24 protein-coding genes are annotated in these 23,984 nt (G+C 43.4%); 19 read left to right on the top strand and 5 right to left on the bottom strand.

Going from position 1 to position 23,984, the window contains the following annotated elements; all coding sequences use genetic code 11:
- The 4 genes from ACLD71_RS14400 to ACLD71_RS14415 all read right to left on the bottom strand — a co-directional run bounded on the left by ACLD71_RS14400 (position 1) and on the right by ACLD71_RS14415 (position 2,877).
- Positions 1-780, bottom strand: coding sequence for a DUF4344 domain-containing metallopeptidase (locus ACLD71_RS14400; RefSeq protein WP_411991120.1), 780 nt, complete (start codon positions 778-780; stop codon positions 1-3).
- 121 nt (positions 781-901) lie between these two features.
- Positions 902-1,957, bottom strand: coding sequence for an ACR3 family arsenite efflux transporter (gene arsB, locus ACLD71_RS14405; protein WP_411991121.1), 1,056 nt, complete (start codon positions 1,955-1,957; stop codon positions 902-904).
- 106 nt (positions 1,958-2,063) lie between these two features.
- Positions 2,064-2,405 carry an ArsR/SmtB family transcription factor gene (locus ACLD71_RS14410; protein ID WP_411991122.1) on the bottom strand — a complete coding sequence of 114 codons (342 nt, stop codon included), beginning with the start codon at positions 2,403-2,405 and terminating at the stop codon, positions 2,064-2,066.
- Positions 2,406-2,586: 181 nt separating this feature from the next.
- Positions 2,587-2,877, bottom strand: coding sequence for a DUF1330 domain-containing protein (locus ACLD71_RS14415; RefSeq protein ID WP_411991123.1), 291 nt, complete (start codon positions 2,875-2,877; stop codon positions 2,587-2,589).
- 359 nt (positions 2,878-3,236) lie between these two features.
- Here ACLD71_RS14415 and ACLD71_RS14420 point away from each other — a divergent pair, with 359 nt between their 5' ends.
- The 10 genes from ACLD71_RS14420 (at position 3,237) to ACLD71_RS14465 (ending at position 11,049) form a co-directional block, all read left to right on the top strand.
- A complete protein-coding gene (locus ACLD71_RS14420) occupies positions 3,237-3,824 on the top strand; it encodes a TetR/AcrR family transcriptional regulator (protein WP_137675103.1) in 588 nt (195 codons plus the stop codon).
- Positions 3,825-3,885: 61 nt separating this feature from the next.
- The gene (locus tag ACLD71_RS14425; RefSeq protein WP_373681419.1) at positions 3,886-4,116 is read left to right on the top strand and encodes a cupin; all 231 of its coding nucleotides are present in this window, start codon (positions 3,886-3,888) and stop codon (positions 4,114-4,116) included.
- A gap of 200 nt (positions 4,117-4,316) precedes the next feature.
- Positions 4,317-4,685, top strand: a complete 369-nt coding sequence (locus ACLD71_RS14430) for an STAS/SEC14 domain-containing protein (protein WP_411991124.1) — start codon at positions 4,317-4,319, stop codon at positions 4,683-4,685.
- Between the two features lie 93 nt (positions 4,686-4,778).
- Positions 4,779-5,204 (top strand): hypothetical protein, encoded by a 426-nt coding sequence (locus ACLD71_RS14435; protein ID WP_411991125.1) that lies wholly within the window; start codon positions 4,779-4,781, stop codon positions 5,202-5,204.
- A gap of 238 nt (positions 5,205-5,442) precedes the next feature.
- The gene (locus ACLD71_RS14440; protein WP_411991126.1) at positions 5,443-6,519 is read left to right on the top strand and encodes a GGDEF domain-containing protein; all 1,077 of its coding nucleotides are present in this window, start codon (positions 5,443-5,445) and stop codon (positions 6,517-6,519) included.
- A gap of 127 nt (positions 6,520-6,646) precedes the next feature.
- Positions 6,647-6,844: a hypothetical protein gene (locus ACLD71_RS14445; RefSeq protein WP_137675099.1), complete on the top strand. Its 198-nt coding sequence runs from the start codon at positions 6,647-6,649 to the stop codon at positions 6,842-6,844.
- 249 nt (positions 6,845-7,093) lie between these two features.
- The gene (locus ACLD71_RS14450; protein ID WP_411991127.1) at positions 7,094-8,152 is read left to right on the top strand and encodes a linear amide C-N hydrolase; all 1,059 of its coding nucleotides are present in this window, start codon (positions 7,094-7,096) and stop codon (positions 8,150-8,152) included.
- A gap of 554 nt (positions 8,153-8,706) precedes the next feature.
- Positions 8,707-8,955: a DUF3297 family protein gene (locus ACLD71_RS14455; RefSeq protein ID WP_137675097.1), complete on the top strand. Its 249-nt coding sequence runs from the start codon at positions 8,707-8,709 to the stop codon at positions 8,953-8,955.
- A 263-nt stretch (positions 8,956-9,218) separates the two neighbouring features.
- Positions 9,219-9,851, top strand: a complete 633-nt coding sequence (locus ACLD71_RS14460) for a LysE family translocator (RefSeq protein ID WP_411991128.1) — start codon at positions 9,219-9,221, stop codon at positions 9,849-9,851.
- Positions 9,852-9,882: 31 nt separating this feature from the next.
- Positions 9,883-11,049, top strand: coding sequence for an MFS transporter (locus ACLD71_RS14465; RefSeq protein WP_137675134.1), 1,167 nt, complete (start codon positions 9,883-9,885; stop codon positions 11,047-11,049).
- A gap of 1 nt (position 11,050) precedes the next feature.
- Here ACLD71_RS14465 and ACLD71_RS14470 read toward each other — a convergent pair whose 3' ends face one another.
- Positions 11,051-11,347, bottom strand: coding sequence for a hypothetical protein (locus ACLD71_RS14470; RefSeq protein ID WP_137675095.1), 297 nt, complete (start codon positions 11,345-11,347; stop codon positions 11,051-11,053).
- Between the two features lie 273 nt (positions 11,348-11,620).
- Between ACLD71_RS14470 and ACLD71_RS14475 the strand changes: the two genes are divergently transcribed.
- From ACLD71_RS14475 to ACLD71_RS14515, 9 genes are all read left to right on the top strand, one after another.
- Positions 11,621-13,678 carry a methyl-accepting chemotaxis protein gene (locus ACLD71_RS14475; protein WP_411991129.1) on the top strand — a complete coding sequence of 686 codons (2,058 nt, stop codon included), beginning with the start codon at positions 11,621-11,623 and terminating at the stop codon, positions 13,676-13,678.
- A gap of 427 nt (positions 13,679-14,105) precedes the next feature.
- The gene (locus tag ACLD71_RS14480; protein ID WP_411991130.1) at positions 14,106-14,804 is read left to right on the top strand and encodes a VC0807 family protein; all 699 of its coding nucleotides are present in this window, start codon (positions 14,106-14,108) and stop codon (positions 14,802-14,804) included.
- 237 nt (positions 14,805-15,041) lie between these two features.
- On the top strand, positions 15,042-15,791 hold the full coding sequence (locus ACLD71_RS14485; RefSeq protein WP_411991131.1) for a substrate-binding periplasmic protein: 750 nt from the start codon (positions 15,042-15,044) through the stop codon (positions 15,789-15,791).
- A 229-nt stretch (positions 15,792-16,020) separates the two neighbouring features.
- Positions 16,021-17,451 carry a Wzz/FepE/Etk N-terminal domain-containing protein gene (locus ACLD71_RS14490; RefSeq protein WP_411991132.1) on the top strand — a complete coding sequence of 477 codons (1,431 nt, stop codon included), beginning with the start codon at positions 16,021-16,023 and terminating at the stop codon, positions 17,449-17,451.
- A 10-nt stretch (positions 17,452-17,461) separates the two neighbouring features.
- Positions 17,462-18,547, top strand: a complete 1,086-nt coding sequence (locus ACLD71_RS14495) for a glycosyltransferase (RefSeq protein WP_235836266.1) — start codon at positions 17,462-17,464, stop codon at positions 18,545-18,547.
- 10 nt (positions 18,548-18,557) lie between these two features.
- Positions 18,558-20,369 carry a sugar transferase gene (locus ACLD71_RS14500; protein ID WP_411991133.1) on the top strand — a complete coding sequence of 604 codons (1,812 nt, stop codon included), beginning with the start codon at positions 18,558-18,560 and terminating at the stop codon, positions 20,367-20,369.
- A 235-nt stretch (positions 20,370-20,604) separates the two neighbouring features.
- Positions 20,605-22,515, top strand: a complete 1,911-nt coding sequence (locus tag ACLD71_RS14505; protein WP_411991134.1) for a methyl-accepting chemotaxis protein — start codon at positions 20,605-20,607, stop codon at positions 22,513-22,515.
- Positions 22,516-22,778: 263 nt separating this feature from the next.
- Positions 22,779-23,141: an STAS domain-containing protein gene (locus tag ACLD71_RS14510; RefSeq protein WP_411991135.1), complete on the top strand. Its 363-nt coding sequence runs from the start codon at positions 22,779-22,781 to the stop codon at positions 23,139-23,141.
- Positions 23,142-23,162: 21 nt separating this feature from the next.
- Positions 23,163-23,978, top strand: coding sequence for an OmpA family protein (locus ACLD71_RS14515; protein ID WP_137675087.1), 816 nt, complete (start codon positions 23,163-23,165; stop codon positions 23,976-23,978).
- The last annotated feature ends 6 nt before the right edge of the window (positions 23,979-23,984 follow it).

Consider the following 23,984-nt stretch of genomic DNA (forward strand, 5'->3'; position numbering starts at 1 on the left):
TTAAGGCTGAGCCAAGTAGTAATGCCATGCATAGTTACTTTGCTCAAACTGATAAATACAAAACTCTTTTCGCTCTGCTTGGTAGTCTTTTTCTATTTCATCTAATAGCTGCTTATGGCGCTCGGGATCTGAACCATATACCAAGCAAAGGGTGGAAAAGTAACGTTGTAAATCAAAGCTATGCTCGGCGATGTATTCGCTCATTTCGTAATATCTGGGTTTTTCATCCGATTCAAAGGCAAACATATCAGCGGCACTAATCGCAATATCATCGCCGTGCTCAACATAATTCAACAACATTAACGTTGCCAGATTATCGGCTGCATCTTCTTCTTTGCCCAATATTGGAATCTGTTGGTCTGCAATATAAGCGTGGGCGGCCTCGTGCAATAGGGTATGTAATAGCGTATCTAAGGCGGCCTTTTCAGCGGAAACGCCTTGCTGCTCGGCGTAGTTATTGTTGGTGAAAAACTGCAGAGATTCACTAACAAAAGAGTAGGGGATGAAAATGGTGTGTTGCTCGGGATCATACAGTGGCCCATCGCTGCTGCCGTATTGCAGCGTAACAGCATGTTCAAAGGGAAAATGTTGCTCTAACAAACGCTCGAATTGCTGATTAACTTCACTGTGTTTAATAAGCTCATAGCTTGCTTGCTCTTGGGCTGCCGGCTGCTCTAAGACTATTGAAACAACCTTATCTGTTTTTGGTGCAGGCGTTGCGCTTACACTCTGACTAAATGCTAAGCAAGTTAATACAAATAACAATCTAGAAAACGTCATAATAATTTTTACTCGCAGCGTTATTGTTTCTTAAAGCATACCGCAGTTTGATTAGTGACATGAAGAACATACAGAAGGCTCAAGCAAAGTAACCAGAGCCTAATAAAGCCAAGCCTTTGCGTTAGCTAGCCGTGAGCGGGTAGCGTTTTTTCATACGCAACGCGATGTTCACTAATGCAATCAATACTGGCACTTCAATCAGCGGACCAATCACGCCAGCAAAAGCTTGGTCTGAATTAATACCAAATACAGCAATAGATACCGCGATGGCTAATTCGAAGTTATTACCAGTAGCGGTATAAGCAATAGAGGCGTTTTTGTCGTAAGGAATGCCCATTTTTTTGCCCACCATAAAGCTGGCAAAGAACATTAATACGAAGTAGATCGCCAGCGGTATCGCAATGCGTACAACATCCATCGGCAGCTCTACAATCATTTCGCCTTTAAGGCTGAACATCAGCACAATGGTGGCGAGCAAAGCGACTAAGGTAATTGGCGAAATACGAGGAATAAATACCTCGTTATACCACTGCTCACCTTTAGCTTTAACCAAAATTTCGCGACTCAAAAAGCCTGCTAGAAAAGGAATGCCCAAGTAAATCAATACGCTGCTAGCAATCTCTAACATTGAAATATCAACGGCCATGCCTTGATACCCAAACAACGGCGGTAATACGGTAATAAACAACCACGCCATAAAGCTGTAGGTAACAATTTGGAACAGGCTATTTAATGCCACTAAGGCTGCGCCGTATTCTTTATTGCCGCCACCAATATCATTCCATACCAATACCATGGCGATACAACGGGCGAGGCCAATAAGAATAATGCCCACCATGTATCCTGGGTGGTCGCCTAAAAAGATCAGCGCCAAACTAAACATTAAAATAGGCCCAACAATCCAATTCATAATGAGCGAGAGCTTTATGGCTTGTTTGTCTTTAGCCACCTTGCCTAGCAAGCGGTAATTCACTTTCGCTAACGGTGGATACATCATCAAAATGAGGCCAATAGCTAAAGGAATATTGGTGCTGCCTACCGACATGGCTTCATTCAGCTCTACAACCTGTGGAAAGGCCACGCCAATTGTTACACCTACTGCCATGGCAACAAAAATCCATAGGGTGAGGTAGCGGTCTAAAAAGCTAAGAGTAGGTTGGTCGGGTTTTGTATTCATGGTTAAACCTGTTGTGAGTTAAGTGGTTTACTCGTACTTTCGTTATTCGTCGAATAGCGATTGATTTATTTGTAATAAAGAGCAAATTGGTCGAACTGATCAGCTCTTAACCAGTGAGAGTATTCAGTAATTCTTTATATGCTGTCAGTGTGCCGTGATTTACTCGATAACACATTTTAGGCGGCATAGGCTCTGCGTTAATAAACCCAGCTTGCTTAAGAATGCGTAAATGCTCCGACACGGTAGATTGCGCCAAACCTAGCTGTGAGACTAAATCACTATTCAGGCAGCCACCTAATTTATCTAAGTTAATCAAAATTGATAATATTCTTACTCGCGCAGGGTGTGCTAAAGCTTTAGACCAAGCAGCAAATTGCTGTTCTTGAGCTAATTGTTGTTCGCTTGTAGAAAACGCTTGGCTACTGGCCTTGTGGCGTGCTGTTGTCATAAATCACTCGGTGTTGGTTTATATATAGTCAATCGTCGATTTGCGATTGATGTTACGCCTTTCATTCTTTTTCTCAAGGTTTTTTTTATTAAGCAATTTAGAGAGCACGCTAAGCAGACAGCGCTAAGGCTAACAGAGGTTAAATAATTGGCCGATGATTAATCGGCCAATTATGAGTCGGTTATGCGGGTACCGCGTAGGTGCTAATATTCATATTTACTGCTTCTTCGCGCAAGGGAATAAGGGCTTGGTAGTTGTCACTTTTATACCAATTTTGCAGGGCGTCCATAGTGGGGAACTTAATCACACCTACTGCATCATGTTCGGCTGTTCCTGCAAGCGCTTCTGAAAACTTACCTTTAATCACCAACTCTCCCTGAAACTCAGAAAGTGTGGAAGCCGCCTGTTGCCCGTAGCGGGCAAATTTTTGAGGATCTTTAATTTGGCTTGTTGCAATAAAAAACGCAGTCATAGTTCGGTAATCCTTTTGTTTAGCTATCACACCACGCAGTGATGAATTGCGTAGACATGTAAAATGTACATGTATGTACACTATATTCATGGTAATTGGTTTTGTCCACATGTGAACAAAATTAGTTTGTTAAGCGTTGTTTGCAAAGCACTGTTACTCAATGTGCAGGCGCAACGGATTAAGGGGTTTAGCGATAAAAGAGAATGACACTGCAAACGGCCTGGTTGAGCTCTACATTTTCCACATAAACTCTTTTGTTATTTGGCTCTTTATCTAATGCGTAGGTTTAGCTTATGGTTGGTTCTATGCTAATTTGTACATAAGTGAACAGTAATTAAGTAAAGTGCGCAGAGGCAGAAATGGGTAGAGCAATAAAGTTTGATAGGGCAGTCGCTGTAGAAACGTGCATGAACGAATTTTGGTTAAACGGTTATGAGGCCTGCTCAGTAAAAGCCTTATCCGAAAAGCTCGGTATTACCCGCTCAAGCTTTTATAACGCGTTTGGCTCTCGCCAAGATTTGTTTCTAGAAACTTTAGATTTATACGCTACCAAAACGCCAGACCAAGTGCTGAACCACGCTGAGTCGGCGAGTTCTGTACTGGGATTATTATCTGACTTTTTTGCCGATGTTTGCCGCTTTAGAGCCAGCGATCCACAAGCACGTGGTTGTTTGGTGATCAACTCAGTTTCTGAGTTAGCGGCAGTTGATGAGGCATTGGGCGAGAATCTACAAAGTATGGTGTTAGAAAACGTTTCACGTTTTGAGGGTTTACTCGATCTAGCGGTCACCAAGGGAGAATTACATCATATTAATGTACGTGAGAAGGCGCTAGCCTTACAAAGCCTACTGATGGGGGTAAGTGTGTTATCAAAAGTGCTTACTAGCGAACAAGAACTATTAGCCATTGTTAGGCAAACGCTGACTGGCTTGTTTCCCTCCAATTAACCACCGCAAACACTATTTGACACCACACTCTCCATTTTACACTACCTAGGATCAACTCATCATGGCTAATCTATTCGCTAAACTTCCTACAGATGTAAACCAAGAGCACTTTAACGATTTGCTAAAAAGTGAACATGTTCGAGTTGAGCGAATAGTGTCTTATGGGCAAAGCTCCCCAGAACAAGGTTGGTATGACCAAGATGAAAATGAGTGGGTAATAGTGCTAGAAGGTTCAGCTACCTTAGCTTTGAAGAGGGTAAAAGCCTTGAACTGGGGAAAGGCGACTATATGAATATTCCCGCACACCAAAAACACAAAGTACTTACCACAGCTACCAAGGGCGCAACCATTTGGTTAGCTGTTTTCTACCGTTAAACCGCTGACAAAAAAGGCTGCCGCAAGCGCTTAAAAATACGACCTAGCGCAATAATAAGGCTGCATTTTTGGCTTATGTTTAAGCAATAAGGTGCAGTTAACTGTGGGAGAATAACCATGTTTACCGTAACTAGAGTGGCAGATAATCGTTTAGACATTGAATTTGGTGGCAAGCTCGATAGTGAAGAGATGAAAGCTGCCTTGGATGACTTAAGTAGCAAAGCAGTAGGCATCGATAACGGCCTGATGCTTTATCGTATCGAAGACTTCGCATTGCCTACCTTAAGTGCCATTGCAGTAGAATTTACGCGTATTCCTGAAATGTTTAAGCTGATTCGCCAGTTTGAACGTGCTGCAGTGATGTGCGACAAGCAATGGATACAAACCATTAGCGAGTTAGAGGGAAAACTGATCCCTGGCTTGCACATTAAAGCCTTTGATATGAACCAAGTGGACCAAGCTGAATTGTGGCTGACTAGCCCTTAAACCTCGCTGGGTTCTTACAAATCTTTGCTATTCAAGTTTTGCCTTTGCTGCTAGGGTTTAGCTATCTCGCCCAGCAGCTAATAAGGTTTACTCATGCAACGTCAATCTGTTTATTTGTCTCGCTTTATTCAAGCATGCTATGTAGCCGCCAGCTTGTTGGTACCGTCGGTTTTTGCCAATGATGTCACCATTGTCGCGGCAGAGTTTACCCAAGACGGCCAACGCACTTGGAAAGTAGATGTCTCTTTGCTGCATGAAGATAGCGGTTGGGATCATTATGCCAATATGTGGCGAGTGGTAGATGCTAAAGGTACGGTATTAGGCGAGCGTGAATTGCTTCACCCCCATGTTAACGAGCAGCCATTTACTCGCAGCTTGAGCAATGTTCCTCATCCAGAAGTGGGCTCTATCGTTTACATTGAAGCCCGCGATAAAGTTCATGGTTGGTCTCCACAACGCTTCGAAGTAGATTTAAGCCAAGCTCAACAAGGGCATTTACTTATAGAAATGCCAAAATAGAATCTTCAATTTACCTGCAGTGCTAAACCTCCATCATTTGGGCATGTTAAATAAGTTCATCTAATCTGGCGGCGTTTTTAGTTTATGATAAATAAACAGTTACGCGATCTTACTGACTTTTAGCGTATTTATTGCCGTAATTTAAGCTTATTTGTTTAATTATAAAAATAAACATTGCCACAATTTGTTCGCTGTTTGTGTGTTAGTCTGAAGCCGGAAAGGAAGCAAGCAGAACAACATGGATATTCAAAAAATACTAAATGTGGGGGCCGAAGGGCACTCATTTGCAGCCGTTAGTCGTATACGTCTCACCAATATTATCACTCTAATTACCACCATTATTTCAGGTGTATATTCGTTAAACTATTGGTTACTGTTAGACAATACACAGGTAGCTTTAATCAATTTTGGTTTCACCTTAGCCTATCTCGCGACTATCGCTTTTATGGCTAAAGGTTATGTATCGGGTGCTAAAACCTGGTTTTTTTCTGTGCTGATGGTACATCTGCTTATCTGCACCAACGTGTATGTAACCAATGCTAGTGGCTTTCACCTTTACTACTTCTTAGTGCCAACCGGTGCATTTTTACTGTTTGAGTTGCGCCAGCGACGAGAAATGTTAGCGCTGAGTGCTGCCTCCGTAGGCTTGTTTCTATATTGCGAAAATACAGCCAATTTAACACCGCTAATTGAGTTAGATGCTGCTACCAATCATTTGCTTTATCAGTCGGTAGTGTTGGTGAACATGATTGAAGTGGTGTTTGTTTTAACCATTTTCGCTCGCCAAATCGAAGCCAATGAACAGCAACTCACGCTACAAGCTTCTACCGATTCACTCACTGGTTTAGCAAATCGCCATTGTTTCTTTGCCCAAGGCAATGCCATGTTGCAGCAGTCGCATAAACTTCACCAGCCTTTTAGCTTGGTATTGCTCGATTTCGATTATTTTAAAAGTATTAACGATCGCTATGGTCACATAGTGGGGGACTTGTGCTTGGTGGAAATCAGCAAAGAGGTAAAAGCGATTTGCCGTGAACAAGATTTGTTTGCGCGCATTGGCGGTGAAGAGTTTGTCATTGCTATGCCAAACACTGGGCTCGAACAAGCGCAGCAAGCCGCCGAGCGTATGCGAGAACGCGTATCAAAGCACATTATTCCCATTGTTGGCGAGAAATCCTTTAGTTGCACAGCCAGTTTTGGCGTGGCTAGCAGCCTACGTAACCAAGCGCTAAAAGAAACCCTTCAACAAGCAGATAAAGCGCTGTACCTGGCCAAAGATCTGGGCAGAAATTGTGTGCAATTGTATAGGGCATAGTTGTTTAGCTTGGACTACTTCTCTTTATTGATAAACCGTGAGGCCAACAGGGCTTCTAATAAATAACTTACCGCGTTAGTTCGTTAAGTATCAATAAAGCAACTTTTCGGCGACTAGGCTCCAGATAATGCGCGTAGACTTAGCTACGGGCATTTTGCAAAGACTGGTTATGCGTACCATCATTTTTACATTCAAACTGTTGTTGATTGTTGTTTTTGCTTTAGTCACTTTTTCCTCTTTAGTTAGCGCTTTTGGCTGGTTTTATACCGCGTTCGCCGTGTGTGTTAGGGTCGCTTTGGATAAGCCTGTATTTGGTGATGAATAGCTAGCGGTAAACGTCGCCTCGTAAGCTCTAAAATGTTTTAAATCTAGCCTCATTTGTATCATCTTTGTTGTTTCTTGCCTATTAGTTAAACTTAAAGAACCTGGTTAATTGTTAACTTAAGTTTATGTTTTACTAGCACCAAGTTAAGTGAAGTTTAGCCAACATTGGCTAGCTTGCTAAAACTAATGGGTAGCCGGATCTTCGGCCAAATTTTCCCCAAGGATTGGGTAAGTTTAAAGAGAAGATGAAATGAAAAAATCAATGATTGCTTTAACTATCGCCGCAGTAACGTTTGGTGCTTTACAAACCGCTAATGCTTGTTCTCGTATTACCCTTGATACGCCGCATGGGGTGTCGCAAGTTCGTACTTTAGATTGGGGCCAGCAATTGGGCACTGTTGCGATTATGCATCCAGTAGGCACTGAAGTAGAGACTAAAGATGTACCTTCTTATCAAAAAGCTGCCGCTTGGACAGTGAAATACCCAACCTTGATCTTAGAAGAGCGCAAGGTATTTGTTGATACCGCTGGTGAAGCGATAAATGCAGAAGGCTTGTCGGCATCAACCCTATATTTATATGATTCGGTAGCGTTTATTAAAGACTATCAAGACACTGGCGCACCAGCGGTAAACTGGGGCGACGCCGCCACGTTTATGGCAGAGAACTTTGCCACCGTAGACGAAGCAGTTGCAGCTTTTGAAGCTAATCAATTTCAGTTTGCTTGGGCCGATGGCATTCATGGTGACCAGCACGGCTTGCATATTTCAGTACAAGATAAAACCGGTAATATCGCATTGTTTGAGCTAAACGAAGGCGGAGAAATGCAAGTGCACCGTGGTAGCGTAAATGACCATATGCGAGTAATGGCAAACGCACCATTGCAGCAACAGCACGATGCCAATGCTAAAGCAGTAGGTGACATGAGCAAGCCTGAAAACGGCAGCAAAATTGGTTCTACTATTTCATCTTCAGATCGGATGTTACGCGGTTTATACAATTCAGCTAACGTAGAGTTCAAGCAAGATGCTGGTTGGGCACAAACCGAAGGTAAATTGCAGTCTACTTTCGATAGCGGCAACCTTGTAGCTCAAGATATTATCGACCCCGTTAATGGCGAAACCTATGCCACTTGGATCCAATATACCTACAACTTTGATAATGGTTCTTTCAAAATGCGAAATCTAGATACTTACGCTGAGATACGCATTGATCTTAATGACGCATTCAAGGCGAAAGAGGTGTCTTGTGCAGACTTAGTTGAGCAGGCCGAGCAGCAAACCACCGCTACTTTTGGTGTTTGTAGCTAAGGCTAACCGATAGGCGTTTTGTGCAAGTATGCGCAAAATGCCTTTTAGCTTAGGATTTAAAAGGGGGCGAAGTTGTCAGAAGCAGCGTTTGGCAAAGTCCAACGCACTTGAGCATCTTGTGTTCTCAGGATTAACACTTTGCTGTGGTAATCGTCCACGGTCTCCATATAGCCAAAGTACAAAGTTAGTGCGTTCACCACTGGTTATCGCTTGAGTGGCTGTTGTTATTCCAGATCTGATGAACGCAAGGGCCACGCTAGAGTATTGCTTCTCTCAAAGGTAATTCTAAATCGCGTACACTCTGTAATTAATTAAGTAACATTCTGGGTATTAGCACCTGAATTTATGCAAGGTAATTGCTCTCACCTCGACGGTGGAATCAGTTAATTACAGCCGTCTTGCTAGATAAACAACTCCCAGAAGGAATGAGTATTACGCTTTCTATATAATCGGACTTCGAGGCAGTGTTAGCCAGCAAAGCCCCGCTTAAGCTGTTGAGGGCTTCCCCTATATTGACTACAATGACGCACTTTTACTTACCTTGAGCCCAAGCCATGAGCAATAACGAATCACAACCTACTTTACCTGATCGCCTTTCTGGCAACCCTCGTAGCCCGCATCACGTTGCTGAGGTGTTTGAACACGACATCGGCATTAAGCTTAACGGTAAAGAGCATTTTAATGTTGAGGAATACTGCATTAGCGAAGGTTGGGTAAAAATTCCGTCTCCTAAGGCATTAGACCGTCGTGGCCAGCCGTTAATGGTGACGCTAAAAGGCACTGTTGAAGCCTTCTATCTTTAGTCGAACGGCTAAATTTTTATAATTATTGCTTCGGCTAAGCGGTATTCTCATCACTCACTTAGCCTAAGCTTTCTATCAATTCAGTCATCAACCCTTTAAGCGTTAAGCATACTTAGTACTATCGCTGGCATCGCCATCTATTCACCAAACTTTCTACCAGTTTTTGCCAAACTAAATGGGCATTTCCTCTTAACGTATTAAACAAACTCCGTGTTAATCTTGTGAGCTAGGCCACATGGCGCAAAGCTAACGGAGTAGTAGCAATGTTAGGCATTAATGATTTCTGGTTATTTGTGGTGTCGGGAATACTGCTTAACCTAATTCCTGGTCCCGATTCTCTATACGTTGTTGCACGCAGTGCTAGCCAAGGCTTTAAAGCCGGCTCGGTAGCGGCTTTTGGCATTGGCGCAGGAACATTTGTACATATTAGTGCTGCCGCATTTGGGCTTTCTGCCATTCTTGCGAGTTCTGCTGCTGCCTTTACCATATTAAAAGTGGTTGGCTGTATTTATCTTTTGTACATGGGGCTTTCAATGGCTTTACGTAAAGAGCAAAGCCAGCCTAAAGCCGAACAACTCTGTAGTACGGGTTACGCAAAAATATTTCGCCAAGGCTTTCTTACCAATAGTTTAAACCCAAAAGTGGCGTTATTTTTCTTGGCTTTTGTTCCCCAATTTATTGATGCAGCTGAGCCCAATAAAGCCTTAGCTTTTGTTGTGTTGGGTTTGGTGTTTAACCTTAATGCGATGATTTGGGGGCATATATTGGCGTGGTTGAGTGCGTCTATTTCTCATCGGGTGCAAACCAGCCAAGGGGCTAAACGCTGGCTAAACCGCGCGTTAGGTGGAGTGTTTGCTGGTTTTGGCCTTCGTTTGGCATTTTCTGAGCTAAGTTAAGCCCGCTTGTTTGATGAATTAAAGGATTATGATGCAACGTTCTAAAAAGCAATTGCTGTTGATGATGGCATTTTTAATGCCGTTTAGCTTCTCGATTTGGATGGTATTGCTAAATAACTTTGCCATTGAAGTGGCTCAGTTCACTGGGCGCGAAATTGGCATTTTACAAAGCCTACGCGAAATTCCCGGATTTTTGGCCTTTACCGCTATTTTTGTATTGTTAGTGCTTAAAGAGCAAACCTTTGCCTTAATCAGTTTATTGGTGCTGGCTATCGGTATTACGCTTACCGGCTTTTTCCCCAGTGTATATGGCTTGTATTTTACAACCGTTTTAATGTCGGTGGGGTTTCACTATTTTGAAACAGTGAATCAATCGCTTACTTTACAATGGATACCTAAAGCCGAAACCCCGGCTTTTATGGGGAAAGCGCTTGCGGTTAAAGGTGCTGCAGCGGTATTAGCTTATAGTTTGTTGTGGGTATTGTTGGAATACAGTGAGTTTGAGTATGTGTCGCTGTACGCCTTGTTTGGCGGCATTACCATATTAGCGGTACTGTTTATTGCCTTGCGTTTTCCGCATTACACCGCCGAGCACGAGCAACATAAAAGGCTGATTTTACGCCAGCGTTATTGGCTGTTTTATACCTTGGTGTTTTTAAGCGGCGCGCGCAGGCAAATCTTTGTGGTGTTTGCTGGCTTTTTGATGGTCGAAAAGTTTGGTTACTCAGTATCAGAGATTGCCTTACTTTACCTTGCTAACCAAGTTCTGAACATTATCTTTGCCGGTAAAATTGGCCAGCTAATTGGTCATATTGGTGAGCGCCGAGCATTAATGATTGAATACACCGGCTTGGTGTTCGTTTTTGGCGGCTATGCTTTGGTAGAAACAGCAGAGTGGGCGGCAGGTTTGTATATTATCGACCATCTATTTTTTGCAATGGCGATTGCGATTAAGAGCTACTTTCAAAAAATTGCCGATCCGGCAGATATTGCCAGTTCAGCGGGGGTGAGCTTTACCATTAACCATATAGCGGCAGTAATACTGCCAGCACTATTAGGTTTTGTTTGGTTATATTCGCCGTCGTTAGTATTTTGGTTTGGCGCTGCTATTGCTGTGGCTTCTCTGGCGTTCTCATTCTTGGTTCCGCGTCACCCAGAGCAACACCGAGAAACAACTTGGGCGCTTAAAACCCAATAATTTACACCATAATGGCGATGATGCTGCCTACTGTTCCAATGGCTTTAAGCACTTGGCCTGCGGTATAAGCGCCATCTTCGTTTTCTTCTACTTCGTTAGGCTTGTCCATGCCTAGTGCGCCATAAGCAAACGATTTTACACTGCTGTCTTCTTCTGCTTTATCTGTTTTTAACGGTTCTGGCATAGTGGGCTGTGCTTGCTTGGGTTCAACCGGTTTATCCATAACGGGCGTTTGTTTAGCTTTTGCCTGAGCCATGTATGCATTACTTGCTGCTGAGTTGATTGACGATATCGACACTGCTGTTCTCCGATTAAATCCCTTTAACTCTTTCTATATCGGCGGTATTGAGTAAGAGTTGAGCAACAGTTTTGTTAAACTCAAACTATTTTAAAGTTTTATATTTTAATCAATTAAATCAAAAGTTTAAGATGTAAAAATAAAGCCATTATGAATTAACTGATAATTATTGATCCTCACCATAAAAAAACGTAAATCAGATTGCTGAAAATGTTTACCCTCGCTAAGTTGCTACCAGCACTATGGAAAGAGATGTTGGTAATGGGGTACAGCATGTTTAAAGATTTTCAGGTTTTTTCATTTCTAGGTCGTTTACGTAAAATGTCTATTCCTAGGCAGGTGTTAATGGTGGTTGTGGTGATCGCAAGTACCTTTGTTACCGCTATTTTAATTGCCATTATTGGCTTGAATACCATTCAAAATCGTAATCAGGAACTGGCTAGTCATTCGTTAGTTGCTTTGCAAAATGCCTCTGATGCCGAAGCCGCCTATTTACAAATGAATCACTTAGTGCTGGCTATTCTCACATCAGAAGACCAGTCGCAGCTTGATGTTCTTTATGCCGATTGGCAAGAGTTGCGCGATAGCACTGAGCAATTACTGGCGCAAGCGGTCACTCGTTCACAAGTACAACAGCAAACTAACGCCGCCACTGGTTTTGAATCTTCTCGACAAATGATAGATCACTTGGATAAGGAGTTGTCTCTGGTTTACCAAGCGCTTTCTCAAAGCTATACCGAAGAGGCTGAGTTAAGGAAAATATTTAGCCAGTTTGTTTTACAGTCAACCGAGTTGTACAACGACATGGGCTATCAAGTAGAGCCATATGCCTTAGAAGATCAATATATTCGCGACATTTATCGAAACTATATGTCTGCATCGCAGCGGGTGCAATTAAAGAGCTTTGAGCTGGTATCTGTAGACAGTCCTGCGGCCATTACCAAATTATTAGAAACGATTCGTGCCAGCACCAAGCGCTTAGCGAGTAGTTTTGACGATCTTGGCTTTGAAGTGGAATCTATTACTAAACACGCAGACATCACAAGTAACTGGGCGTTTTTTATCAAGCATGTAAATGAGCCACAAGGTTTGTTATCTAGGGTGCTTAAAAACCAGCAAAGCATTGAACAAGTTGGGCTAAAGCGTACCCAGCTAGAAGCTGATATCAAGGCTCAAATAGTTGAACTAAAACATTTGGTTACTAGTATTGACCAGCAAAGCACACTAATGGTAAGTGATGCTGAGCGGTTAGTTACAAAGGTCAGCTTTAGCGCCAGTATTGCCGGTATTATTGCTTTGTTGGTTGCAGTTGGTTCGTGTATTTCAATCAATCGCTTGATTAAGCGGCCGATTGACGACTTAGCAACGGTAACCCGCGCGATGGCGAATGGCGACTTTACTTTGCATATGCAAAACGGATGGAGCGGGGAGTTTGCTAAAGTGGCTGGCTGGGTGAATGAGGTAGCAGAAAATACCAATCATTCATTGAGTGAAATAGTGCAAGTGACTAGTGAGCTAGAAACTATGGCCACCAGTAACGCCAGTATAACCGGTGACATTAAAGGCAAAAACGACAATCAAAATACCAGCTTAGGCAGTGTGAGTTCGGCGATTGCGCAAATGGCTAATGCCAGCCAAGAAATCGCCGGCATTGCGAGTGACTCTTTCCAGCAAACAGAAACCGCCGATAAGCGACTGAAAAGCGGTACCGCGGTTATGCAGCAAAATCAGCAAACTATTCAAGCCTTAGATCAGCATATTAATAGTACTCATGGAGCAATGGAAAGCTTACTGAAAGATATTGGTGACGTTAAAACGGTGTTAGAGGTGATTCAATCCATCGCGGACGCTACCAACTTACTGGCATTAAATGCGGCTATTGAAGCGGCTCGTGCTGGGGAATATGGGCGCGGGTTTTCAGTGGTCGCTGATGAGGTGAGAATGTTATCTAAGCGCAGTGGCGAGCAAACTGAGCAAATAGCTAAAGTTATGGCGCGTTTAGAAGAACAAGCGAGTACCTCTATGCAGTTAATGGGTGAAAGCCGCAGCAAAATGGGCGATACGCTTAACTTAAACAGTGAGTTATCAGAGGCGATTACGGCGGTGAGTAAAGACATTCAAAAGCTTCGCGATATGTCGCATAGCATTAATACTGCCACCGAACAGCAGCGAGAAGGTGCTGCCAGTATCACTCAAGAAATGGGCTTACTGGCGCAGCAAGCTAAAGAAAATAGCTTAACTTTAGATACCCTTGCCGCGGAAGGGCAACGCTTAAATGCGCTGTCTAACCAGCAAGAAAGTAATGTAGGCAAGTTTAAACTGGTAGGCTAAAGCAGCCATATACTACAATCAGCAATCGTATCAATGTAGTAAAAAGAGCACTCGGCATTATTATCTTGTCGAGTGTTTTTCGTTTTCGGTAGCCAATTTCCAGTATGTTTGCCAATGCATAAGCGTGATGTGTTGCAGCTATGCTCTTAAACCCAGTAAATACGTGGGCCAAGTTAGATAAATACAAGCCACTTGAAATTGTTAGGGTATTGGCAGCTATGAACTCATTGACTGAATTAGTGACTTGATTCTGCGTGTGCAGGCATCAAAACGCTCAACAACGCTTGGCTATGGCGGCACTAGTTAAGCTAGTGGTTCGCACAGGAATTAGTATTCAAAAGAACGTCGGGAAGCTATTTGCCGATTGTTTCATTGTTGATAATTAGTTATAACCATTCTACGTAATTTGCAATAACGCATAGAAAATATGAAAAGCTCTCCAACACATAAGCCACGGCCCTTAGTTGATCTAGTTGTCAGTATCGTTTTACCGTCTTTTGTACTCATGAAATTAAGTGGCGAAGATGCCTTAGGTGCTAGTGGGGGTTTGATTGTAGCGCTTGCCTTTCCACTTGGATGGGGGCTTTTCGAGCTAATTAGATATAGGAAATTTAATTTCATTGCCTTACTTGGCTTGGTAAGTGTTTTGTTAACGGGTGGTATTGGTTTATTTGAGCTTGATACCAAATGGTTAGCCATTAAAGAAGCGGCCATTCCTGCTGTGATAGGCATTGCCGTTTTAGTGTCTACCTTTACTCCTTATCCTTTGGTTAAAGCTTTGCTGTTTAACCCAGACATTATGGATGTGGAAAAAATCCAACAACGTTTAGCAGAACATAACAGCGGTGCTGCCTTTGAAGTTCGCCTGTTAAAGGCTACCTATTTTATTGCTGGTTCCTTCGCCTTTTCAGCGACGATGAACTATATCCTTGCCAAATGGCTAGTCACTAGCCCTGCCGGAACGTCTGCATTTAACGAAGAGCTAGGTCAGTTAACCCTATATAGTTACCCGATGATTGCCTTGCCATCTATGGTGATGATGATGGCTGTTTTCTACTACTTGTGGCGTACTATTCATAGCCTAACTGGGCTTGAGCTAGAGGACGTTCTTGCTGCTAAGAAATAACTCGCTATCTAAGGTAGGTCGGGCTATTGGGCTCTACAATTAGAGCATGTTAAGGTTAGCAGTCGTTCAGAAAACTCATAAGAATGGGTGGGGTGCGTAGGCCTTAAGCATGACTAAAAGCTGGCTAAAATATCAAATTGAACGTTATTGTAATTTTTTGCACAGCTTGTAAAAGCATCGATATGTCATACAGTCGTAGTATACGAACCTCTTTTTTGGTGGCCAAAGGCAAGTCAAATGCTTAAAGCTCTATCCTTTGTTTTTTTAGTTCTGCTTCTTTATTCTGAGACGGTGTATGCCGAAAAAATTGTTCTTGCTGCCGCCGCTGACAGTATTCCTACCTCGTATATAGAGAACGGTGAGCAAACAGGTATTTTAGTTGATGTTATAAATGAAGCATTTGAAAGAGCGGGTTTCACCGTTGAAATAAAGTTAATGCCTTGGGCTAGATGCTTAAAGTCGGTTCAAGAAGGCACTGTCGATGGAATATTCTCAGTATATTTAACAAATGAACGGCAAACATTTTTGAGTTATACGAACGAAGTACTGATAACACAAATACAGGCATTTTTTGTTTCTGTTAATTCATCCATCACCTTTGATGGTGATATTCAACAATTGGCAGATAAATCAATCGGCGTCATCAATGAGACTAGCTATGGCCCAAGGCTTGACGCTGCTTTGGAGAAGCGGTTATTCAAGAACGTTGATGAAGCTCAAAGCTCTAAAAGTAATGTTCGAAAGCTGCTGGCTGGCCGCGTGGACTTAATACCTTCGTATCGGCATGTGGTTTTTAGTACAGCAAAATCGTTGGGGGCAGCCCATAAAATAAAGCAGTTATCCCCTCCTTTAGAAGCCATTCCTAGTTACTTGGCATTCACCAGAAAACGTGACTTTTCCACAGTTATTCGTGAATACAACAAAGCGCTTTCAGCCATGAAGGAAGATGGCACCTACGATATGATTTTTGATAAATATCTTCAATAGTCACCCTAGCATGTTGTATCCGCTAAGCCTTGTGTTAAGTGTCGCTCTAGATTGCTACGCCATACATCCCTGATATTACTTGAACACGCTTTGCTGCTATAGACTGTCTTGCAAAATGCAATACCCTCTAGATTTCAACTTGAAACTATCATTAAGTGCATGATAAATAGCAATTAAAAATGTTGGTACGGATTTCGCTATTCAAAGCTTGAATCAAGTGGAGAATACAATGGGCGAATTACTACCAAGAATATATTTAATTGTTGATGCCCTATGGCGTCGACGTTACTTAATTGCTCTACCTATTCTATTGATGCCGATTGTTGGGGCTGTTGTGTCACTAATGTCGGACAAACAATATGCGTCGCATACCAGTATGTTAGTGCAGGAAACTGCCAGCCTTAATCCATTTTTAGAAGATTTAGCCGTATCGGCCAATGTAGAAGGCCGAATGGAAGCGCTGACCACCTTGCTGCATAGTCGCCACGTATTGAGCGAAGTGGCTATTGAGCAAGGCTTGATGTTTGAAACCGACAGCCCACAGCGTAAAGAGCAGGTGATTGCGCGTTTATCGTCGGCCTTAACGGTTCGCCAAGTGGGTAAGGATTTGATTCGAATTGATTACAAATCAACCACTCCGCAGGGCATGAGTCAGTTATTAGAAACGGTGTCTAAACATTTTATTGAGCAGCTTTTAGCCCCTGAGCGCTCGTCTATTCAAGAGTCTGAACGCTTTCTTCGCGAGCACTTAAGTACCAGTAGTATAGAGCTTGAAGAAGCAGAGCAAGCGTTAGCGAATTATCGCACGCTACATTCTGATGGTTTGCCCGAGCAGCATGCTGCAAATACAGAGCGGCTATCGCGAGTGCGCCAGCGTCTAATTGAACGCGAGGCCGAATTGGCGGGCGCTAAGCAAAGCTTAGGCAGCATTGACCAACAGTTATCTCGCACTAATCCTGTGTTAACCCGCCTAGAAGAACAAATTGTGCTTAATCGTGCTGAGCTGGCCACCTTAATGTCTCGCTACACCGAGGGGCACTCTAAAGTTTTGGCGATTAAACGGGTACTGCGCCATTTGGAGCAAGAACGAGAAGAAGTGCTCGCTTTACCCGAATCTGCGGTAAGCAAAACCGACAGCTCTGCCTTACTGCAGCAGCAAATCTCAATTACTGAATCCAATGGTGAAATGCTAATTGTGCAAGTTGAGGCCTTAATGATTGCTCGCCAGCGAGTAGACGCCTTAGCAGCAGAGGTATCGCAATTAAAAAGTTTGGCAAATTCTATACAGCAACAAATTGGCTCGGTGGGTGAGCAAGAGAAACAACTCCGTATTCTAAATCGCAATTTGCGAGTGAAACGCAGCCTGTATGAAAACATGTTAACCCGCTACGAAATGGCACAAGTAACCGGTGCGTTAGGGGTGTTTGAGCAAGCTGACCGAATCAAAATTATTGACCGCGCTTATACACCTAGTGGCCCGTCTACCTTGCCATTATGGATGTTTGTTGTTGCTGGTTTTGTGGGTGGCGTTGCTATCGGTATCAGCTTAGCGGTGATGGCTGAGTTAACTGATTCAAGTTTACGCACCATTAAAGATATTGAAGATATAGCTGGAGTGTCGGTGTTAAGCCGTATTCCTCCGCTTAATGAATCGCATTAAAGAGGATTACATGATGAGTATTTGGATCCAAGTCGTACAGCACTTACAGCCCGGTGGTATAGAAACCATGGCCTTAGATTTACAACGCATGGAAGAGACGCATGAGCAGGGGGTAATTATCTCACTGGAAGGCAACAAAGAAGAAGCACTGGCGGCATGGCCGCGCCTTCGCCCCTTTGCTGACCGCTTGATGTTTTTAGATAAAAAGCCGGGTTTTCGACTTTCAACCTTGTGGAAGTTGGTTAACTTGTTTCGTCGCTGGGCAGTGCCAGTGGTGCATACCCACCATATTGGCCCGCTTATTTATGGTGGCATAGCCGCGCGTTTAGCTGGCGTGAAAGTAGTGATTCATACCGAGCATGATGCATGGCATTTACGCCAGCAACGCCGCCGCTTGGTACAAGCTGCCGCACTCAAATTTGTTAAACCTATGCTGGTCGCAGACGCCAACTTAGTGGCTGGTGAGTTAAAGGCTGCCTTAGGCTTTGATGATGAAAAAGTGCAGGTGATTAAAAATGGTGTAGATACCCGCAGCTTTGCACCAGGTAGCAAAGTAGTGGCTCGCCGTGAGCTGGGTTTGCCAGAGCATTTTCGTTTAATAGGTTGTGCTGGCCGCTTGGAATTAGAAAAAGGCCAAGCAGTATTGATCGAGTCATTGTCGTTTTTACCAGAAGATGTGCATTTAGCATTTGCAGGTGATGGCAGCCAACGTAAGCAATTAGAACAATTGGTTGAATCTTTACACTTACAAGAACGCGTGCACTTTTTAGGCTCCATTGAGTCAATGCCGCGCTTTTACCAAAGCTTAGATCTGTTTTGTTTGCCTTCTTATTTCGAAGGTTTGTCGTTAGTGATATTAGAAGCACAGTCTTGCGAGGTCCCCGCCGTTGTGACCAATGTAGGCGCATCTACCGAAGCCTTATGCCCGCGCACTGGCACATTAGTTGAGCCGGGTTCAGCGTTTGCTATGGCCCAAGCTTTAGAGCTTAAGCTAGAAAAGCCAGCTACTGGCAATCCGCGCCAGTTTGTTAAGCAATCTGGTGATTTACGCACCACCGCGCGTAACTACGCCGCACTTCGCCATCGTTACTTATAGGGGCATGATTATGAATACTCTTATTTACTTAACCCTGATCGCGATGTTTTTGGTGGTTTATCATCATGCACTTTATCCTTTGCTGCTTAAGCTTCTCAGCAAAGGGCATAAACAGCCAACGCAGGCGGTACCTGTTTCAGTGGTGCGCAAATATCACCATTGCGAAGACGATGATCAGTTACCGCTTATTGAGTTGTTGATTCCGGCTTACAACGAGCAAGATTACATTGCCGCTAAGTTAATTAACCTAGCCACGCTGGATTACCCAGACGACCGTTTAACGATTAAGATTATTTGCGATGGCTGCACAGATGATACCGCTGCAGAAGCGCGAGCGTGTTTGGAAGAACTCACTTTTTGCAGTTTTGAAATAGAAGTCTGTGAGCAGTTACAAAATCAAGGCAAGGTGGCGGTATTAAATCAGCACATCAGTCAAAGCAAAGCCGACATTGTGGCCTTGTCGGATGTATCAGCCCTTATCTCGGTAGATGCTATGCTCATTGCTGCGAGCCAATTCAAGCAAAACGATGTTGGTGTGGTATGTGGTTATTATCATTTGCTTAGCCCAGGTTCGGTGGGTGAGCAGGCATATTGGAACTATCAGCGCGAAGTGAAACGTTGTGAAGCTGAAATGGGCGCGCCACTAGGCGCGCACGGGGCTTTTTATCTAATTCGCAAATCGCTATTTAGACGTATGCCAGAAGACACCATTAACGATGATTTTGTTATTCCTATGGATATTGTAGCGCAAGGTTACCGCGCCATATACGAGCCCAATATTCGCGCCTTAGAGCTTGAGCATGCGGCCGATAGCCAAGATCGTAGTCGCAGAAAACGCATTGGTGCCGGTAACTTGCAGCAATTAATTCGCTTGCGTCATATGTTGTTACCGCGTTTTAAAGGTGTGGCTTTTACTTTCTTCTCGGGCAAGGCTTTACGCGTAACCATTCCTTTGTTTATGTTAACTAGCTTCTTTGGTGCAATGATATTAAGCACTCAATCTACCTTGTTCGCGGTACTCTTTACCTTGCAACTGTTAGGTTACAGCCTTGCCATGTTGCCAAGAATATTGCCTAAGCTGACGTTGCCTGGTGCCATAGGTAGCCTTAACTATTTAGTCGAAGGCCATTTTTCTAGCATGTTGGGCTGTGTGGATTATGTGGCTAAAAAGCTTAAGAAAAAGCGTTTAACGTGTTTTGTTAGTCCATGGGTTAGTGCAGGCAAGCGGTTTTTCGACATAGTGGGCGCCAGTGTATTACTGGTTGTGTTTAGTCCCTTATTTCCGCTAATGGCCTTAGCGATAAAGCTAGATTCAAAGGGGCCTGTGTTTTACCAGCAAACCCGAGTAGGGTTAATCACTAAAGACTATGTGCAGCTATTTGAAATTTATAAATTTAGAAGTATGCGCAGTGATGCTGAGCAAGTGAGTGGGGCGGTGTGGGCCACCAAGCAAGATAAGCGAATTACTTGCGTAGGTAAGTTTCTCCGTAAAACACGCATCGACGAATTGCCGCAGTTAATCAATGTACTTAAAGGTGAAATGTCTTTGGTAGGGCCGCGCCCAGAGCGCCCAGTGTTTTATCAAAGCTTGGAGCAAGCCATTCCTTTTTATAGCGAACGCACGGTAGGCATTAAGCCAGGGATCACCGGTCTAGCACAAGTGAATTTAGCTTATGACTCAAGCATTGAAGACGTAAAACAGAAGCTAGCTTATGACCATTGTTATGCCTTAAGCCTAAGCCAATGTGGTAGTTGGTTAATACAAGATATGGGAGTGTTAATAAAAACAGTATGGGTGGTAGTGGCTGGTAAAGGGCAGTGATAAGGGCTGTTTGTTCTACAAACCGATGTCGGCTGACCGTATCTCTGCTTTACGGGCTGAAAATGCCCGCGAACCAGATGCAGAATGTGTGTTGTAGTTGAAATATGTTTGTGAGACGTTAAAAGAAGGTATTTACTCTGCAGTCATAGAGTTTCATTTTGTTGAAGTGTTTAACATTAAGTGTCACTTAAAAGTAGTATTATTAAATATATAATATTACAAATGGTGAAAATGGATGAATCGCTTTGGCTTTAAATCAAGCTTGCTGTCGGCTATGACTTTTATGCTTGTTTTATCTTTATTAGTAACAGGTTACCTTTCTTACACTCTGCTAAAAGATCAGATTACCAATAGTTTGTTAAGGGATATTCATCATACTATTGAACAAAAAACTACAGAGATTAATACCTCGTTTCAGCGCACAACCGGCGCGGTTAATCAGCTCGCTAAGTTATACCAAGAGAAAAACATAAACAGTAACCACGTTGCTATGACCGAATATACCGCTCGCTTAGGTGGCGTGTATAAGGTGATTATTGGCTTTGACGATGGTTCTTCGTTTGTATCTAAAGCTTCTGAGTCTTTTCCAGAGGGCGTGGGGCGTTTAGATAAATACGATCCTCGTACTCGCCCGTGGTATAAAGCCGCTAAAAAGACCGCTACTTTGTCACTCAGCGATGTGTTTTTTACGCGCAGCGATGGCGTGCCAATGGTTGGCGTGATGCACCCAATCAAGCAAGGGGTGATTATGGCTGATTTGCGTTTTGACCATCTGCAAAAGCAGTTGAGTTCTTTAAGCGAAATTGCCGGTGCAACAGGTTTAGTGGTGGATAAAAGTGGCTTGGTATTAGCCTCTACTAACGAGTGGGTGAAGCAAAAAGACAATATTGCTGATCTGGATGTATTTAAGCAGGTTTATCGTGGCTTGATAGGACAAGATAAAGCGATTCAGTATGCCGATGTTAATCAGCAATCAACGTTGTTTGTCAGCCAGCGAGTGAGCTTACTAGGTGATAACGAATGGTATGTATTGATTGCGGTAGATGAATCAACAGCGTTTGCGCCCCTGCAAGCAACCACCTATAAAGTAGCAACCATTATTACTGTTGCAACCTTAGTGTCGGTTATTATTCTATTGTTTGTATTGAATCAGCTTTACCAGCCGATTATTAAGCTTAGAGATTTAGTGACCGAACTAGGCCAAGGTAGTGGTGATTTAACCCAGCGCTTAGAAGTGAAAACCGACGATGACATTGGCATCATTGCCCAAGGCATCAACGGTTTTATCGCACAGTTACAAACTATGCTATTAGAAATAAACAGTGCCCGCTCTAAGCTTTCTGACGGTATTGAAACGCTGGATAAATACAGCCAAAGCAGCAGTGAGATTCTTAATCAGCATACCAACGAAACTACCCAAATTGTGGCCGCTATTGAAGAGTTATCTAATACTGCTGAGCTAGTAGAGGGTAATACTTCAGCCGCAGCCAAATACGCCAATGACGCCAATCAAAGCGGTGAAGACTCGGTACAAACCATTAAAACTACTCAACAAAAGATTGAAGCCCTAGCCACTGAGATTCATGAAACTTCTAGCAACGTAGAGAATATGAATAATGAAACGGCGAGTATTCAAAATATTGTTGAAGTGATTGGCAGTATTGCCGAGCAAACCAACTTGTTAGCGCTTAATGCATCGATTGAAGCCGCGCGAGCAGGAGATCAAGGACGAGGGTTTGCAGTGGTGGCCGATGAGGTTAGAGCACTCGCCAGTCGCACTCAAACCAGTACTAGCGAGATCGGCTTGGCCTTAACCAAACTTAAGCAAGAAGCTAGCTTAGTGGTGTCGTCGATTGGCAGTACCGAACATACCTGCTCAGATACGGTAGAAGAGGCCGATAAAACTTCGGTCAGTTTGCAAAAGCTGGGTGACTTTATTCACCAAATTAACGAATTGAATAGCCAGGTATCTACCTCGGCCAGCGAGCAGAATATTGTTATTCAAGACATTAATAAAAGCATGCACCAAATCCACGGCATGGTAGAAAACCTAAACAACGAAGGGAAAAGCCAGCGTAGCGAAACCCAGCGTATTGCTGCCATCAATAATGAATTGGGTGACATGATTAATCAGTTTAAACTCTAAGCAACACCGCTTCGTTTACCAAGCCTGAGCCCAAAACGCTCGGGCTTTTTTATGGCCTAAATTGCTATTACCCACTAATTAAGCATTGGCTGTTAAAGCCTAAACTAGCCAAATTGCAATTTGCGAAAGCACTGTTAATCCCATCTGAAATTACTGTTCTACTTTGAGATTTCACATATAACCCATTGTTTATAAATACTAATTTGTAAGTGGCACAGAACTCGCTTTAACAGTCTTGAGAATCAAGAATTGTGGAGCGAATTATGAATATGCAACTAACTACTTCAGACCAAGGCGACGTAACAGCATCTATCAATGGTGCCTTTGATGCTAAGTCTTGTGCTCAGCACAAAAATCAGTTTGAAAACATTTGTCACCAAGCGGCCAGCAAGCTGGTTATCGTGAACTTGACGCATGTCGATTTTCTAGATGCTTCTGGTATTGGCGCGTTGGTATTTATGTTCAAACGCATAAATGCAGCGGGTGGTCGTCTTATTATTGTAGGCGCTCAACAACAGCCGCGGGATTTACTCGTGATGCTTCGTGTTAACCACATCATTACCATGTTAGACACGCTTCCTAGTAAACCAAACAGTGTTGACACCTTACCTTCTATCGCCGCTTAAGCAGGACTCAAGGAGCCTATCATGCGTAGCATTATTATCCCCGTATTGTTAACAATGACCTCAGCTTGTACCAGTTGGCCAGAACAAGGACGCGGTGGTTTTGCTGAGCATCAACACGCTATATTGGCTTGGATGGACGGCGACACTGGCACTACCGATCTTCGCGAATTAGGCCCAGAACACGGTCTACATTTTGAAGCGGTATTAGTTAAGCATCAGCTAGATTTGTTGGTGTTAGAAGGTGCCGAATTATGTTTCCCTGCTTCTGTCACTCAGGCTCGTTTGCAGCAGCAACGCATTGTTCGTGAATTAGAGGGTGGCTTAACCTTTGATGCTGCCAATGATATCGAAATTCAACAACACTTTGTGAACATGCTTGAGCAGCGCCTAGACCGAGTAACCGAAAGCGGTGCTTGCCAAACCGACCGCTTAGGCCACATTCAATCTTCACAATTAATGGTCAGCATTAGCGACGCGCTAAACAGCAATAATCAGTTTGCTTTTGATTCAAGCGAACTGACTCCAGCCTACAAAGACCAACTCACTAATCTCACGCCAATTATTGCTGCGAGCAAAGTAGCGTTAATTATTACCGGCCATAGCGACAGCAAAGGTGATGAGGCTTATAAGCAGCGTTTATCTTTAGCTCGCGCCCAAGCGGTGGCTGATTACATGGCTGAGATGGGTATGAACGAACAACAGATTAAGCTAGCAGCAGTGGCTGATTCACAACCTTATTCTGAAGGCGAAAGCGACGCGATTCGCCACTCTAACCGTCGAGTTACCATTAGCGTTATCGACGCCGACAATCACTTTTTCGCTCAACGTGGTCAATAAGGAGCA

The organism is Agarivorans sp. DSG3-1, assembly GCF_046774965.1.
GTDB lineage: Bacteria > Pseudomonadota > Gammaproteobacteria > Enterobacterales > Celerinatantimonadaceae > Agarivorans.